This is a genomic window from Thioalkalivibrio sp. ALE20, assembly GCF_000381405.1.
Classification (GTDB): domain Bacteria; phylum Pseudomonadota; class Gammaproteobacteria; order Ectothiorhodospirales; family Ectothiorhodospiraceae; genus Thioalkalivibrio.
Genome location: NZ_KB906475.1, coordinates 170,684 through 184,801, shown reverse-complemented (window position 1 = coordinate 184,801; position 14,118 = coordinate 170,684). Strand labels below are relative to the sequence as shown.

The 14,118-nt window shown below is 68.9% G+C and carries 14 protein-coding genes and 1 pseudogene; 12 read left to right on the top strand and 3 right to left on the bottom strand.

Translation table 11 applies throughout. From position 1 onward, the window contains the following. Positions 1-394 (top strand): annotated as a pseudogene (locus tag F790_RS0109390) (hypothetical protein); the annotation flags it as partial. A 240-nt stretch (positions 395-634) separates the two neighbouring features. Further along, a complete protein-coding gene (locus F790_RS0109385) occupies positions 635-1,621 on the top strand; it encodes a succinylglutamate desuccinylase/aspartoacylase family protein (protein ID WP_019591494.1) in 987 nt (328 codons plus the stop codon). Positions 1,622-1,652: 31 nt separating this feature from the next. Here F790_RS0109385 and F790_RS0109380 read toward each other — a convergent pair whose 3' ends face one another. Beyond that, entirely contained in the window at positions 1,653-2,759 is a 1,107-nt protein-coding gene (locus F790_RS0109380; RefSeq protein ID WP_019022186.1) for a GTP-binding protein, read from the bottom strand. A gap of 452 nt (positions 2,760-3,211) precedes the next feature. On the opposite strand from F790_RS0109380, the gene msrP reads away from it, so the two are divergent. The 4 genes from msrP (at position 3,212) to F790_RS0109360 (ending at position 5,842) form a co-directional block, all read left to right on the top strand. Next, positions 3,212-4,177 carry a protein-methionine-sulfoxide reductase catalytic subunit MsrP gene (msrP, locus tag F790_RS0109375; protein WP_019591493.1) on the top strand — a complete coding sequence of 322 codons (966 nt, stop codon included), beginning with the start codon at positions 3,212-3,214 and terminating at the stop codon, positions 4,175-4,177. Continuing rightward, positions 4,178-4,810 (top strand): sulfite oxidase heme-binding subunit YedZ, encoded by a 633-nt coding sequence (locus tag F790_RS0109370; RefSeq protein WP_026332914.1) that lies wholly within the window; start codon positions 4,178-4,180, stop codon positions 4,808-4,810. 64 nt (positions 4,811-4,874) lie between these two features. Continuing rightward, positions 4,875-5,498, top strand: coding sequence for a hypothetical protein (locus F790_RS0109365; protein ID WP_019591491.1), 624 nt, complete (start codon positions 4,875-4,877; stop codon positions 5,496-5,498). A 29-nt stretch (positions 5,499-5,527) separates the two neighbouring features. Then, entirely contained in the window at positions 5,528-5,842 is a 315-nt protein-coding gene (locus F790_RS0109360) for a DUF2007 domain-containing protein (RefSeq protein WP_018869615.1), read from the top strand. Between the two features lie 7 nt (positions 5,843-5,849). Here F790_RS0109360 and F790_RS0109355 read toward each other — a convergent pair whose 3' ends face one another. Then, a complete protein-coding gene (locus F790_RS0109355; protein ID WP_019591490.1) occupies positions 5,850-6,626 on the bottom strand; it encodes a lytic transglycosylase domain-containing protein in 777 nt (258 codons plus the stop codon). Between the two features lie 99 nt (positions 6,627-6,725). Between F790_RS0109355 and F790_RS0109350 the strand changes: the two genes are divergently transcribed. From F790_RS0109350 to F790_RS0109340, 3 genes are read left to right on the top strand one after another with little or no spacing between them, the layout of a single operon-like run. Continuing rightward, positions 6,726-7,553 (top strand): biotin--[acetyl-CoA-carboxylase] ligase, encoded by an 828-nt coding sequence (locus F790_RS0109350; RefSeq protein WP_019591489.1) that lies wholly within the window; start codon positions 6,726-6,728, stop codon positions 7,551-7,553. Then, a complete protein-coding gene (locus F790_RS0109345) occupies positions 7,543-8,445 on the top strand; it encodes a type III pantothenate kinase (RefSeq protein ID WP_019591488.1) in 903 nt (300 codons plus the stop codon). Before F790_RS0109350 ends, F790_RS0109345 begins: the two co-directional genes overlap by 11 nt. After that, complete coding sequence (locus F790_RS0109340) at positions 8,442-8,672, top strand: hypothetical protein (RefSeq protein WP_019591487.1); 231 nt, start codon at positions 8,442-8,444, stop codon at positions 8,670-8,672. Before F790_RS0109345 ends, F790_RS0109340 begins: the two co-directional genes overlap by 4 nt. Positions 8,673-8,679: 7 nt before the next feature. On the opposite strand, the gene F790_RS0109335 is transcribed toward F790_RS0109340, so the two are convergent. Further along, the gene (locus F790_RS0109335) at positions 8,680-10,245 is read right to left on the bottom strand and encodes a DUF255 domain-containing protein (protein ID WP_019591486.1); all 1,566 of its coding nucleotides are present in this window, start codon (positions 10,243-10,245) and stop codon (positions 8,680-8,682) included. A 170-nt stretch (positions 10,246-10,415) separates the two neighbouring features. Here F790_RS0109335 and F790_RS0109330 point away from each other — a divergent pair, with 170 nt between their 5' ends. The 3 genes from F790_RS0109330 to lysS all read left to right on the top strand — a co-directional run bounded on the left by F790_RS0109330 (position 10,416) and on the right by lysS (position 14,077). After that, positions 10,416-11,396 carry a hypothetical protein gene (locus F790_RS0109330; RefSeq protein ID WP_019022177.1) on the top strand — a complete coding sequence of 327 codons (981 nt, stop codon included), beginning with the start codon at positions 10,416-10,418 and terminating at the stop codon, positions 11,394-11,396. A gap of 75 nt (positions 11,397-11,471) precedes the next feature. Continuing rightward, a protein-coding gene (gene prfB, locus F790_RS0109325) for a peptide chain release factor 2 (protein ID WP_156824328.1) occupies positions 11,472-12,570 on the top strand; the annotation gives its coding sequence in 2 pieces (ribosomal slippage) (positions 11,472-11,543 and positions 11,545-12,570; 1,098 coding nt in all). 16 nt (positions 12,571-12,586) lie between these two features. Beyond that, on the top strand, positions 12,587-14,077 hold the full coding sequence (lysS, locus tag F790_RS0109320) for a lysine--tRNA ligase (protein ID WP_019591484.1): 1,491 nt from the start codon (positions 12,587-12,589) through the stop codon (positions 14,075-14,077). Positions 14,078-14,118: the final 41 nt, after the last annotated feature.

Below are 14,118 nucleotides of genomic sequence, written 5' to 3'. Positions count from 1 at the left end.
GATGTTCGTGCACCGCTACAGCGGCGAGCAGTTCAACCGGACCTCGCTGAGCGGGGTAGTCGATCACGACCACGAGGTGCGCGCCCTGTGGGACATGATCCAGCGCTACATGGACATCACCCAGCCCATGCCGGACGTGCCCCGCCTGGAGCCGTTCCGCGCCCGCGACCCGGTGACCGCCGAGCATGATCGTCAGACCGGCCGCGACCCGCGCTTCTGGCGCGATCTCGATCTGGAGGCCTGGAAGTCCGGCGAGGGCGCGGAGCGCCGAAGGGCCCAGGCCCGCTTCCCCTGGCGCAGCCAGCGCTGCCGGCTCACCCCGCAGATCGGGCGCATCGGCATGGACGCCTACCGCCAGCAGCAGGCCCGACTCCACCCGGACCCGGCGGCATGAGCCGGGGTCGCTGTCATGACGCCTCTGGCGTGAAGCTTGGCCCGACGCAGTCCAGCGGCGGGCTAGCCGCCGACAACGACTGTCGCCTGCTGTGGCTGCCGCCTGAACGTTTTCTTGCTTGTCGGCGTTGGCGTTGGACGGGTGTGCTTGCTTTTCATAATCATCATTGTGGCCCGCGGCTGGAGGATCGCGGGGACGGTCGCTAGACTGCGCCTTTTCCACGCAAGCAGGAGTGTGCGCATGTCCGGTCAGCCCACGGCGCTGAAATCCGTCACCTTCCACGGCCTGGAGCCCGGGCCGCGCCTGATCGTGCTGGGTGCGGTGCATGGCAACGAGCTGTGCGGCACCGAGGCGACCGAGCGGCTGCAGGCGGAACTGGAATCCGGCGAACGCGAGCTGCTGCGCGGCACGCTCACGCTGGTGCCGCGCACCAACCCGCTGGCGGTGCAGCGCAACCAGCGCATGGGCGAGCGCAATCTCAATCGCAACCTGCGGGTGACCGAGGATCCGCAGGATTTCGAGGACCGTATTGCCAACCGGCTTTGCCCGCTGCTGGCGGCGCATGACGTGCTGCTGGACCTGCATTCGTTCCACACCGGCGGGCAGCCGTTCATCATGCTCGGCCCGCGTGACAACGACGGCGAGCTGGAGCCGTTCTCGCAGGCGGCCGAGGAACAGGCGCTGGCGGCCTGCCTGGGACCGCGGCGCATGGTGGAGGGCTGGCTGGACACCTATGCGCGCGGGGTGGAGAAGCGCATGAAGAACCCCAACGCGAGCCACCGGGCGCAGATCCTGTCCACCGATCCAAGCTACGGCATCGGCACCACCGAGTACATGCGCAGCCAGGGCGGCTACGGGGTGACCCTGGAATGCGGCCAGCACGACGACCCGCAGGCGCCGGAGGTGGCGTACAACGCCATCATCAACGCGCTGGCCCAGCTGGCGATGCTGCCGCAGCGCGCCACGCCCGGGCAGGCCGACCCCGAGGTGCTGCGCCTGGTGGAGGTCATCGACCGCGACCACCCGGATGATGCCTTCGCCCGCGAGTGGAAGAGTTTCGATCCGTTGACCCGGGGTGATCTGATCGGCGTGCGCGCCGACGGGACCGAGGTGCGCGCGCCGGAGGACGGTTTCATCGTGTTCCCCAACCCCAACAGCCTGCCGGGGAACGAGTGGTTCTACCGCGCGGAGTTCAGCGACCGCGAGGTGCCGCCCGGTCCGCAGTAGGCCCCGGGGCCTGATTGGGGGCGTTGGCGGCTCAGTCGTCGTCCGCGGGCAGTCGGGCGGCGCGCCGCAGGGCGCGGTCCACGGCGTTGAGCGCCTCGAGCTCCTCGCGGCCGCCGCGGTCGCCGCTTTCGGCACGGATCAGCTCCAGGCGGGGCGGGGTGGTGTCCGGGGGCGTCGTCAGGGCTTCCAGGCCGCCATCGCGCTCCACCCGGTTGATCTGCTGCCAGCCGCGTTCGGTCTGCAGCACTCCCTTGAGGCGGTCCGCGTCCTGTTCCTGGATCAGGGCCTCCAGCGCCGCGTGATCGAACACGGTGGACGTCGGGAAGCGCCATGAACGGCCGACGAACCCGTCGCCGCGATTGTCGATCACGACCCAGTCGCCGGGGTCGGAATCGGCGCCGTGTTCATGTTCGTGGTGGTGCTCATGGTCATGGTCGTGGTCATGGCCATGATCGTGGCCGGTGTCCGCGGTCGCAGCCAGGAACGCCCGGGCCTCCGGGAACAGGGCGCCACCGTGCTCCAGGCGCGGGGCGTCCAGCAGCGCCGCATCGATGTGCCCCTTACGGGTCTCGATCACCTGCGGGCGCGGAGCTGGCAGGCTGGCCACGAACGCATGCAGGGCCTCGCGGTCGGCCTCGCTCCAGGCATCGGCCTTGTTCGCGATCAGCACGTCGGCCACCGCGATCTGGTCGTTCCAGTTGGGGTGCTCGCGGTGGCGCGGCGAGGCGAGGTGGCGTGCGTCCATCACCGTGACGGTCGCGCGCAGATCCAGCGCGGTGTCGTAGGGCGGGGCGGTCAGGGTGCGGATGATCTCGGCCGGATGCCCGAGGCCGGTGGGCTCGATCAGGATGCGGTCGGGCTGCTGCTGGCGGATCAGACGGTTGAGGCCCACGGTGAACATCTGCGCGGAGACGCAGCACAGGCAGCCGCCGGGGATCTCCTCGGTGCGCACGCCGGTGTCGGCCAGCAGGCCGCCGTCCACGCCGATCTCGCCGAACTCGTTGACCAGTACCGCCCAGCGCTCGTCCTGCGGGCGCTGGGCCAGCAGGGCGCGGATGGTGGTGGTCTTGCCGACCCCGAGGAAGCCGGTGACAAGGTTGACCGGGATGTCCCGGTGGGCGGGTTCTGTGCGGCTCATGGCGGTCTCCGTGGTGCGACGGTGAAACATGATAACAGTGGTGGTTCGCGGATCCCGCGGTGACCGGACCCGGCGCGATCGTTTGATTCGTACCCGCACCCGCACCGGTTCGCGAACCCGTTTACGCACCCGCCCCCGTTCGTGTTCGCGCGACGCCATTCGCGTCCCCGTCATCGCGATTCGCATGGCCCTCCTTTTCCCCGTCATCGCGAGTCGCGCAGTGACGTGGCGATCTCCATCCGAAGCCGCCTGTGCCAGGGTGCAGGCATCTTTGGCCGATTGCCGCGTCGCCTTCGGCTCCTCGCAATGACGGGGTGGAGGGGAGGGCAGAGCTTCGGCTCCTCGCAATGACGGGGTGGGCGCTTCGCGGCTTGGTCGGAATTGTCCGGGCGCGCGAACTCACACGCCGCTGCGGGGTCGATTGGTTCAGATCCCCGGACGAGGAAGACCCCATGCTGATTCGTGTTCGCCGGCGCAGTGACATCCCGCGCAGCGAGGTGACGCCCGAGGCGGTCTACCGGCGCCGCCGCGAGTTCATGAAGGGCGGTCTGGCCCTCGGGGCGGGGCTGGGCCTGGGGGCGCTGGGGCTTGCGGGCCCGGCGGGTGCGGACCTGCGCGACGAGCTGCAGCCCCTGGACGCGGAGCCGGGCGAGTTCTCCACCGACGAATCGCTGACCCCGTTCGAGGACGCGACCACCTACAACAACTTCTTCGAGCTGGGTACCGGCAAGGAAGATCCGCACCGCCTGGCGGACAAGCTGCAGACCGATCCCTGGAGCATCCGTGTGGAGGGGCTCTGCGACAACCCCGGGGAGTATGCGCTGGAAGATTTCATCGACCCCTGGTCGCTGGAGGAGCGGATCTACCGCCTGCGTTGCGTGGAAGGCTGGTCGATGGTGATCCCGTGGATCGGCTTCGAGCTCAACCGCATCATCGACCGTGCCGAGCCGACCGGCAGCGCCCGTTATGTTGCCTTCGAGAGCATCCACGACCCGGATAACCTGCCGGGGCAGCGTCGCAGCGTGCTCGAGTGGCCGTACGTGGAAGGGCTGCGCATGGACGAAGCGCGGCATCCGCTGACGATCATTTCGGTGGGGATGTACGACCATGTGCTGCCCAACCAGAACGGGGCGCCGATCCGCCTGGTGGTGCCGTGGAAATACGGCTTCAAGAGCATCAAGTCGATCGTGCGCATCCGCTTCGTCGAGGACGAACCTCCGACCTCGTGGAACCGCATGCAGCCGAACGAATACGGCTTCTACAGCAACGTGAACCCCGATGTGGACCACCCGCGCTGGTCGCAGGCCACCGAGCGGCGCATCGGCGAATTCCGCCGCCGGCGCACCGAGATGTTCAACGGCTACGGGGAAGAGGTTGCCTCGATGTATGCCGGAATGGACCTGACCGAGAAGTTCTGAGTGGAAAGACGCCGGCGCGCATCGGCCCGGCCTCCGCGCGGGGTGTGGACCCTGGTGCTGGTGGTCTCGCTGGCGCCGGGGGTGTGGATCGCGCTGCGCGCGGCCGGGTGGTTCGGCGGTCTCGGGGTCAACCCGATCGAGCGGCTGCTGGCGGATACCGGCACCCACGCGATGATCGCGCTGCTGGTGGCACTGGCGGTCACGCCGCTGCGCCAATGGACCGGCCTGGCCTGGATCAGCGCGCTGCGGCGGATGCTCGGGCTGGTGGCCTTTGCCTGGGTCAGCGCGCACCTGCTGGTCTGGGTCGGGCTGGATCTGTTCTTTGACTGGGTGCTGATCCTCGATGACATCCGCCACCGGCCCTATGTCACGGTCGGCTTTGCCGCCTGGCTGATCCTGCTGGCGCTGGCGCTGACCTCCACGCGGGGTGCGCAGCGGCGGTTGCGGCGCTGGTGGCCGCGTCTGCACCGCCTGGCCTATGCGGCGGGCGTGCTGGCCATCCTGCACGTGCTGTGGCTGACCCGCGGCGCGGACTACGTCGAGGTGGGGATCTACGCTGCAGTGCTGGCGGTGCTCCTAGGCTGGCGGCTGTGGCGGGCCCTGCAGCCGGTGCGAAGGCCCCGGGCGGGATGAAAGATCTCCCCGCGGTCGGCGTCGCATCGCTACAATGGGGAAAACGTCTGAATGGAGCAGTTCCTTGGCCACCTTCACTCTCACCCTGCATGCCCCCGACGCCGAGCAGCCCGAACTGCAGACGGTTTCGGTGGACGAATCCGGCGACGAGCTGCCCGAATACGGGCAGGTATGGGTGTGGGACATCCTCTACGCGCAGCAGCTGTTCGCGCTGGGTGACACCCAGCCGGCGCAGGATCTCAAGGAGATCCTCGAGCTGTGGGCGGTGAACATGTCCAGCAAGGTGTTTCAGCCGCACCAGCACATCCTGAACAAGGGGTATCTGGACCTCTCCGAGAACCTGAAACTGGTGACCGACGAGACGGAACGCCCCGCACCGGCCGACGGCGACCGCCGCATCGAGGTGCAGGTGGCCGGGCAGGTGGGACAGATGCCGGAGGTCGCCGTGTCGCCCGAGTCACTGGAGGCGAACGATCGGGTGCATCTGGTGCTGGGACTGGCGCAGCATTTCAACTATGCCAACGACAAGTTCGGTCGCGAGCTGCCGATCCATGTGCTGGCGCTGCGCAAGTACCACGCCGACATTCAGTTGCCGCATACCCGCGAGGCGATGGATGACGGGCCGATGTACGCCATCCAGAAGGCCATGGAGTACTTCCAGGCCGCCAACCAGGGCACGGTCCAGTAGCGCCGGGCGGGCATGGGAAACACTGATCCATGAAGACCGTCTACCACAACGCCGATCCGGTAATGGCCGAGTTCATCGGCGGCATGCTCAACGACGCGGGGATTCCCGCCCACGTGCATCAGGCCGGGCTCTACGGCGCCTCGGGCGAGATCCCGCCCAACGAGTGCTGGGCGCGCATCGTGGTGGTGCACGAGGAGCAGGCCACCGAGGCGCGGGAACTGGTGATGGAATACCTCGAGGGCGATCCGGTGGGTGACGCGACCGAATGGACCTGCCCGAGCTGCGGCGAGCGGATCGAGCCGCAGTTCACCCAGTGCTGGAACTGCGGGCGCGAGCGGCGCTGAAGCGGCGTCAGCCGGAGCCGGCGCGGACCAGCGGCTGGTCGCCGTTGTAGTGCCGACCGATGCGGCGGATGTATTCGCGGGTTTCCTCGTAGGGCGGGACACCGCCATGGCGTTCCACCGCACCCGGACCTGCGTTGTAGGCCGCCAGGGCCAGGTCCAGGTCGCCGTCGAAGCGCTGCAGCATGGCGGCCAGATAGCGCACACCGCCCTGGACGTTCTGGACCGGGTCGAAACGGTCGGTCACCCCCAGCTCCGCCGCGGTGGCCGGCATCAGCTGCATCAGCCCGTGGGCGCCCACCCGTGACACGGCCTCGGGGTCGAAGCAGGACTCCACGTGGATCACGGACAGGACGAGTTCCGGATCCACGCCTTCGCGGCCGGCGGCGTCGTGGATGATGTCGGCGTATTCCCCGCCGCCGCTGGCCATCGCCCGTTGCGCGTTGCGGCCGCAGCGGGCGCGCGCCGGCGGACGGCCGTACTGGGCGATCAGTTCCATGCCGGGTCCCTGGTTGCGCAGGTTGGTGACCAGACGTTCGCCGTCGGGTCCCTCGAAGACGAAGATCTCGGTCGGCGACCAGCCGTCGTCATCGCCGGTGGCCGTGTTGCCGCGCGAGGACGAGGGACCGGGGACGTCCTCGTAATCGCCGTGTTCGGGCGGTTCGTCGCTGATGACGCGGGCGCCATCGTCATCGATCCAGGTGTAGAAATCGGCCTGCGCCGGCACCGGGGCCGCGAAGCCCCCCACCAGGGTCAGTGACCCGACCACGAGGGTCAGGGCGGACAACCCCCTGCGCAACGCCGTAAGATGATGGACCGTGTTCAAGCCGCTTCTCCCGTCGATCTGCCGATCCCCATGACCGCCTTCTCCTCGACTGCCGCCATTATGGCGCCGGAAACCACGGCGCTGGAAGGCCTTCTGCGCGATGAATCCGCGCACGCGGGGCCGGCCCGGGTGGAAGTCCTGGATCGGGTGGATTCCACCAGCCGCTATCTCCTGGAGGACGTGTCCGCCGATGCGCTGCCGCGGGCCGGACGGGTGTGTCTGGCGCGCGAGCAGACCGCCGGTCGGGGCCGTCGTGGCCGGGACTGGGTCGGGCACCCGGAAGACGGCATTGCACTGTCCGTGGCGTGGCCGCTGGAACCGGGCGAGCGGGTGCCGCCGGCGTGGCCGGTGGGCGCCGGACTGGTGCTCGGCGAGACCCTGCACGAGCTGGGTTACGCCGCGGTCGGCCTGAAATGGCCCAATGATCTGGTGGTCGGCGAAGCCAAGCTGGGGGGCATCCTGGTCGAGCAGCAGGCGCCGCGTGTCGCGAACGGGGTCGGCGGGCGCCTGGTGGCGGGAGTGGGACTGAACCGCGCCGGGTCGCAGCGTCTGCAGCTGGGGCGTGCGGTGACGGACCTGGCCGCGCAGGGTGTCCCGCCGCCGGGCTGGCTGGAACTGGCGGGGCGCCTCGCTGCCGGTTTGCTCGAGGCGCATCCATGGCTGATGGCACACGGTCTGAGTCAGGCTGGCGAGCGGCTGGGCGCCGTGGATGTGCTGGCCGGGCAGCGCGTGGAACGCCTGGAGACCGGCGAGCGCTTCCTCGCGCTGGGGATCGATCCGCAGGCCGGAACGCTCCGGGTGCGCGGCGAAGAAAGCGGGGAACGGGGCGAGGAACAGGCTTTGCATTCCGGAGAGGTCAGCGTGCGCAGGTGGAATCATGCCGAGTGACGGGAACCCGGGCCTGACGCTACTGCTGGATCTGGGCAGCAGCCGCCTCAAATGGTCCCTGCGCGACGCGTCCGGGGTGGAACAGGCCAGCGGTGCCGACGCCGATATCGCGGCCGGCGTGGCGGAGCTGGCGCGGACGGTGGCGGTTCCGCCGGTGGCCGCATGGCTGGCGCGGGTCGGGGCACCGGAGCGCTCGCAGCGCCTGCGCGAGGCCCTGGCCACGGCCTGGCCCGGTCTGACGGTCGAGGAGGTGGAACCCCGTCTGGAGGCGGAGTCCGGCGTGGGCCCCGGGGCGGCGGCGCAGTCGGGCGTGCTGGTGTCGCGGTATGCCCACGGCCAGCTGGGCGTGGATCGTTATTGTGCCCTGCTGGCGGCGCGCGCGCGCGACCCGGGGCAGCCGGTGGTGCTGGTGGATGCCGGAACCGCCGTCACCGTGGACGTGCTGCGCGCCGACGGTGTGCATCTCGGGGGTTACATCCTGCCGGGGCTGCACGGCGGCTGGGCCGGGATGCAGAAGCTGCTGAGCGACCGCATCGCCCCGCGTGCGCCGGGCGCCGGTTTTGATCCGTGGCCCGAGCGCTCGCCGGGGCAGAGTACGGCCGCGGCACTGGACCGGGGCTGGGCCACGGCCTGGGCGGCGGGCGTGGCGACCGTGGTGGCGGCCGGCCGTGAATCGCTCGCGGACACCCCGTACCCCGAGGAGGGGGGCACCGGCTCTGCGGGGGTGGCGCGCGTGCCGGTCTGTCTCCTGACGGGGGGGGATGCCCGGATGCTGATGGAGGATCTGCCGGGGCCGGTCAGAATGGATCCCCGGCCCGTGCTGGACGGGCTGGCGGTGCTCGCCGGGCTGGAGCTGGCGGACGAGTCACGCACGGGGAGGGCGGGGGAATGATGCGCTGGACGGTTTTTGCGTTGCTGCTGGCCAACCTTGGCTATCTGGGCTGGGCCTACCAGAGCGGACACCTGGACCCGGATCCCTGGTCCGATGCTCCGCCCCCGGAGGCCGGGGGCGAAGGCATCGAGGTGCTGGAGGTGCGCACCGGGGCCGAGGCGGAGCGTTTGCGCCAGCGCCTGGAGGCCCGGGAGGATCCCTCCGCGTCGGCCGAAGGCGGGGAATGATCGCTTCTTAATCCTCGCCCGGCATGCCGCGCTGCAGGGCGGCGAATCCGAGCGCGATGTCATCGGGGTCGGCACCGGGATGGATCTGCAGCTGGGCTTCCACGGCCGCCGGGTCCACGTGGCTGGCCGCCACCGCCTCCGCCGGCAGGTAATGCAGCCACCAGGCCAGTGCGGCCTGGGTGGGTACCTCGGTCCAGGGTTCGAGTTCCCCGTCCAGTCGCTCGGCATGGGCGTTCAGATCCTCGTCGAAGAACGGCTGCAGCCGGTCCAGGCGCGCCTGCGGGTCGGGTTCGCCGGCGGCGGTGTCCGTCGGATCGCGCTCCAGCGCCCGGGCGGCCCGGCGCAGTTCCAGACGGGCGATTTCCGGCCAGATCTGCGCGGGCAGATAGCCTTCCAGTTCGGGCTGGCCCTCCTCAGTGACCGCATGCAGGAAACCCGCCGGGATGCCCAGATAGGCATCCACGCCGCGCAGGGCGGTGTCGGCCCACTCGAGCAGCTCGTCATCGTCGAAGATCCGCGCACTGGCGGCCAGTGCCGCGATGGCCTGCCCCGAGGTATGGGCGTAGGTCGTGCGATCGACCCGCGGCGGATCGGTGGCGCGGCGTTCATCCGGATCCAGTCGATAATAGGCATTGTCGGCGTACTGGGAGTTGCCGAAGCGCCGCTGGTCCTCGTCCCACATCGCATCGCGCAGCCAGCGAATCACGTCTTCCGCGATGTCGCGGTAGCGTTCATCGCCGGTTTCTTCCCAGGCGCGGGCGAACAGCCACAGGAACGCGGCATTCTGATCCAGGCGTTTGGAGGTCTCCAGGGCTCGGTCCGGGTCGCGCTGGTCGAAGTCATAGAAGAAAAAGAAACCGCCATCCACCGGGTCGTGCAGGTCTTCGGCCACCTGATCCAGCAGACCCGGCATGCGCCCGGTCCATTCCTCCTGATCCAGCAGGAAGCGGTAGGTCCAGGGTTGCGGGCGCTTGCTCAGGGTGCCGAACAGCGCGCTGCCGCTGAGGCGGTCGGCGTCGGCGACGTACACCTGGTCGAGCATTTCAAGAAAGCCGCCGACCGTGGTGATCGGTTCCTCGGCGGGGGTTTCCTCGCGCCCCGTCACCGACACCACCCGCTGCTGGCGCTCCAGGATCCGGTACAGGCCGTCGGCGCGGATATGCCCGGTGAAGCGCGAGATCACGTCATCGTCCGGGGTGGTGATGACCACGAAGGGCAGACCGCGGCCGCCATAGCGCGTGAAGAGGTCGGCGCGCCGATCCAGGTCGATCAGGACCGGGATGTACTCCTCGTTCAGGATGTCCACCACCATGGGGTTTTCCAGCGACTCGTTCTGGAAGTCGATGCACCAGGTGCACCATTGCCCGTGGAAGTAGAAGAACAGCGGCTGGTTCTGATCCTCGGCCCGGTCGAACAGTTCGGGGTCGAAGCTGTTCCACTCGATCTGCGAATCCGCGGGGTAGTCTTCCGCCGGCGCCGCACCGACGAACAGCCACAGCGCCGCGATCAGCAGGGTACCCGCGGCGCGCAAGCCGTTGCGGGCGGATGAAACGTGTTGAGTTGCGGTTCCCATATCGGGCTCCCGGACCGCGTTGCGGTCGATTCTTTCGTAAAGCATAGACCCTGGCTGCGGGGCTTCTCCATGATCGCCGCGCTCGGCTGCTACCATGCCCGGGTTCATCCTAGGGGGCCTTGCATGAGAGACGAAAGCGCGCGGTTGGCTGTTCCGCGGAGGTGGCTGCGATGAGCGACGTGCGGATTCTGGTGCCGGGGCTGCGCGATGCCCTGGTGGCGGCACGCGCCGCCGGGGGCGGCGGGCTGGCGGTACGGTGGCTGCGGCAGCTGCTCGCGCGTTCGCGCGCGGCGACGCCCGCTGAAACCGTCACGGGGGTGCGACCGGACGAACCGCCCGGCTGGGAGCGGACCCTTGCGCAGGCGCTGGGATATACGGAACCCGGAAACGGAGGAGAGACGGGGTCCGCCTTGCGTACCTGGCTGGCCAGTCCGGTAGCACTGAATGCCGGCATGCGGGACCTGACCGCCCGCCCGGTGGACGGGGTCGCCGATACCGATCGGGAGGCCCTTTGGGCGGCCGCCGCACCGGAGCTGGAAAAGGTCGGGGCGCGGCTGGATCAGTCGCCGCAGGGCTTGTGGCTGCTGTCGATGGCCGCCGCGGGTGCCGACGGCGCCCGCAGCCCGTCGGCGGGCTGGGGCCGGCCGATGCCGGCCGCCGGCCTGGACAGCGAGGCCGCCCGCAGCCTGCAGGTGCTGGGCAACGCGATCCAGATGGCCTGGTTCCAGCATCCGGTCAACCAGCAGCGCGAACAGAGTGGTCTGGACCCGGTGCAGGGGCTGTGGTTCTGGTCGCCGGGCGACCCGGCGCCCGTCGCGCCGGCCGTGCAGATCGCCGGTGGCGGCATCCACGCCCGCTGGCTGGCGGAGACCGCGGGGGCGGACTGGAATCCCGATCCGGCGTCGGGTGGCGACGTGATCGTGATGGATTCGCTGGACGGTCCGGCGAGCCCGGAACGCATGGCCGAGCTGCTGTCCTCGCTGGTGCTCGAGGTCATCGCCCCGCGCGCCGCCGGCCTGCGCTTCGGTCGCACCGGGCGTCTGGAGATCGAGGATCCGCTGCTGCCACCGGCGGAGGGCCCGCGTCGCATCCTGCGCGGACGCGATACCTGGGCGCTGTGGCGCCGGCGGATGCCGTGGCCCGGTCTGTAACTCCATGCATGAGTGATACCACGCAGGCGGCCGGGCTTGGTATACTCCCGGGCTTTTTCCGCACGGGGACACACCATGGAACTGAGTCCGCTCTACAGCCGGATCGAAGACCTGCAAGGCCGCATCGACGGCCTGAGGGGGTATCTTTGACTACGCTGGCAAGGAAGAACGGCTGGAAGAAGTACAGCGCGAGCTGGAAGAAAACCCGGACATCTGGAATCAACCGGAGCAGGCCCAGGCCCTGAACAAGGAACGGGCCCAGCTGGAGGGCATCGTCCTCAACATCCGCGAGATCACGGATGCACTGAAGGACAGTCGCGAACTGCTGGAGATGGCCGAGGCCGACGATGACGCGGAAACCGTATCTTCGGTCGAGGCGGATGTCGCGGGGCTGACCGCGCGTGTCGAGGCCTTGGAGTTCCGCCGCATGTTCTCCGGCGAGATGGACGAGGCCAATGCCTACGTCGACATCCAGGCCGGTTCCGGCGGCACCGAGGCGCAGGACTGGGCCAACATGCTGCTGCGGATGTATCTGCGCTGGGCCGAGAGCAAGGGCTTCAAGGTGGAGGTCACCGAGCTCTCCGAGGGCGAGACCGCGGGGATCAAGAGCGCGGCGGTGCGTGTCGAGGGCGACCATGCATTCGGCTGGCTGCGCACCGAGACCGGCGTTCACCGCCTGGTGCGCAAGTCGCCGTTCGACTCCGGCAACCGGCGCCATACCTCGTTCGCGTCGGTGTTCGTCTCGCCCGAGGTGGACGAGAACATCGAGATCGAGATCGATCCCTCCGACCTGCGCGTGGATACCTACCGTTCCTCCGGGGCCGGCGGGCAGCACGTCAATACCACCGACTCGGCGGTGCGTATCACCCACGAACCCACGGGCATCGTGGCCGCCTGTCAGGCCGGACGCTCGCAGCACAAGAACCGCGAGATGGCGATGAACCAGCTGCGGGCCAAGCTGTACGAGCAGAAGATCCAGGAGCAGAACGCGGCCAAACAGGCGCAGGAAGAGACCAAGTCGGACATCGGCTGGGGCAGCCAGATACGCTCCTATGTCCTGGACCAGTCGCGGATCAAGGATCTGCGCACGGGCGTGGAGGTCGGCAACACCCAGGGCGTGCTCGACGGCAACCTCGATCCCTTCATTGAAGCCAGCCTGAAGAGCGGGCTGTAACCCCGGAAAACCCTCGATGACCGAAACCACCGACGAGAACAAGCTGATCGCGCAGCGCCGCGCCAAGCTCGACGAGCTGCGCACGGCCGGGAACACCTTCCCCAATGACTTCCGCCGTGACGCGCTGGCCGGGGAGCTGCACGCGGCCTATGGCGAGACCGAAGGCGAGGCGCTGGAGGCCGAGGGCATCGAGGTCTGCGTGGCCGGGCGCATGATCGGCAAACGGGTGATGGGCAAGGCCAGTTTCGTGCGCCTGCGGGACATGAGTGGCGACATCCAGCTGTTCGTGCAGCGCGATGCCCTGCCGGAAGGGGTGTATGCGGCCTTCAAGCAGTGGGATCTGGGCGACATCGTCGGCGCGCGCGGCACGCTGTTCCGCACGAAGACCGGCGAGCTGACCGTCAACCTGACCGAATTCCGCCTGCTGACCAAGGCCCTGCGGCCGCTGCCGGAGAAGTTCCACGGCCTGACCGATCAGGAGGCGCGCTACCGCCAGCGCTACGTGGACCTGATCACCAGTCCGGAATCGCGCGAGCTGTTCCGGCGGCGTACGCGGATCATCCGCTTCATCCGTGACTACTTCGAGGACGCGGGTTTTCTCGAGGTGGAGACCCCGATGATGCAGGTGATCCCGGGCGGGGCCACTGCACGTCCGTTCGTTACCCACCACAATGCGCTGGACATGCCGCTGTACCTGCGCGTGGCCCCGGAGCTGTTCCTCAAGCGCCTGGTGGTGGGCGGGTTCGAGAAGGTCTTCGAGATCAACCGCAATTTCCGTAACGAGGGGCTGTCCACGCGGCACAACCCCGAGTTCACCATGCTGGAGTTCTACGAGGCCTTCGTGGATCACCATGCGCTGATGGATCGCACCGAGGCGCTGCTGCGCGGGCTGTGCGAGCACGTGCTGGGGACCACCACCGTGGAATACCAGGGCGTGACCTACGAGTTCGGCCGGTCGTTCGCGCGCATGACCGTGCGCGAGGCGATCCTCGCCCACAACGACGACATCGCGGACGCCGACCTGGACGACATCGAGCGCGTGCGTGCGCACTGCGAGCGCAAGGGCATCGAGGTGAAGCCGGGGGTCGGGCTTGGCAAGCTGTGGACCGAGCTGTTCGAGGCCACCGCAGAGAATCAGCTGCACGACCCGACGTTCATCACCGCCTATCCCACCGAGGTCTCACCGCTGGCCCGGCGCAATGACGACAACCCGTTCGTCACCGATCGCTTCGAGCTGTTCGTCGGCGGGCGCGAGATCGCCAACGGGTTCTCCGAGCTCAACGACGCCGAGGATCAGGCCGAGCGTTTCCGCGAGCAGGTCGCGGAGAAGGACGCGGGTGACGACGAGGCCATGCATTTCGATGCCGACTTCATCCGTGCCCTCGAGCACGGCCTGCCGCCCACCGCCGGGGAGGGCATCGGGATCGACCGCCTGGTGATGCTGCTGACCGACTCCAGCTCCATCCGCGACGTGCTGCTGTTCCCGCACATGCGCCCGGAGGCCTGATTCCCCCGGCCGATGCCCGGGCGGGGGCGTGACCGGGGCGG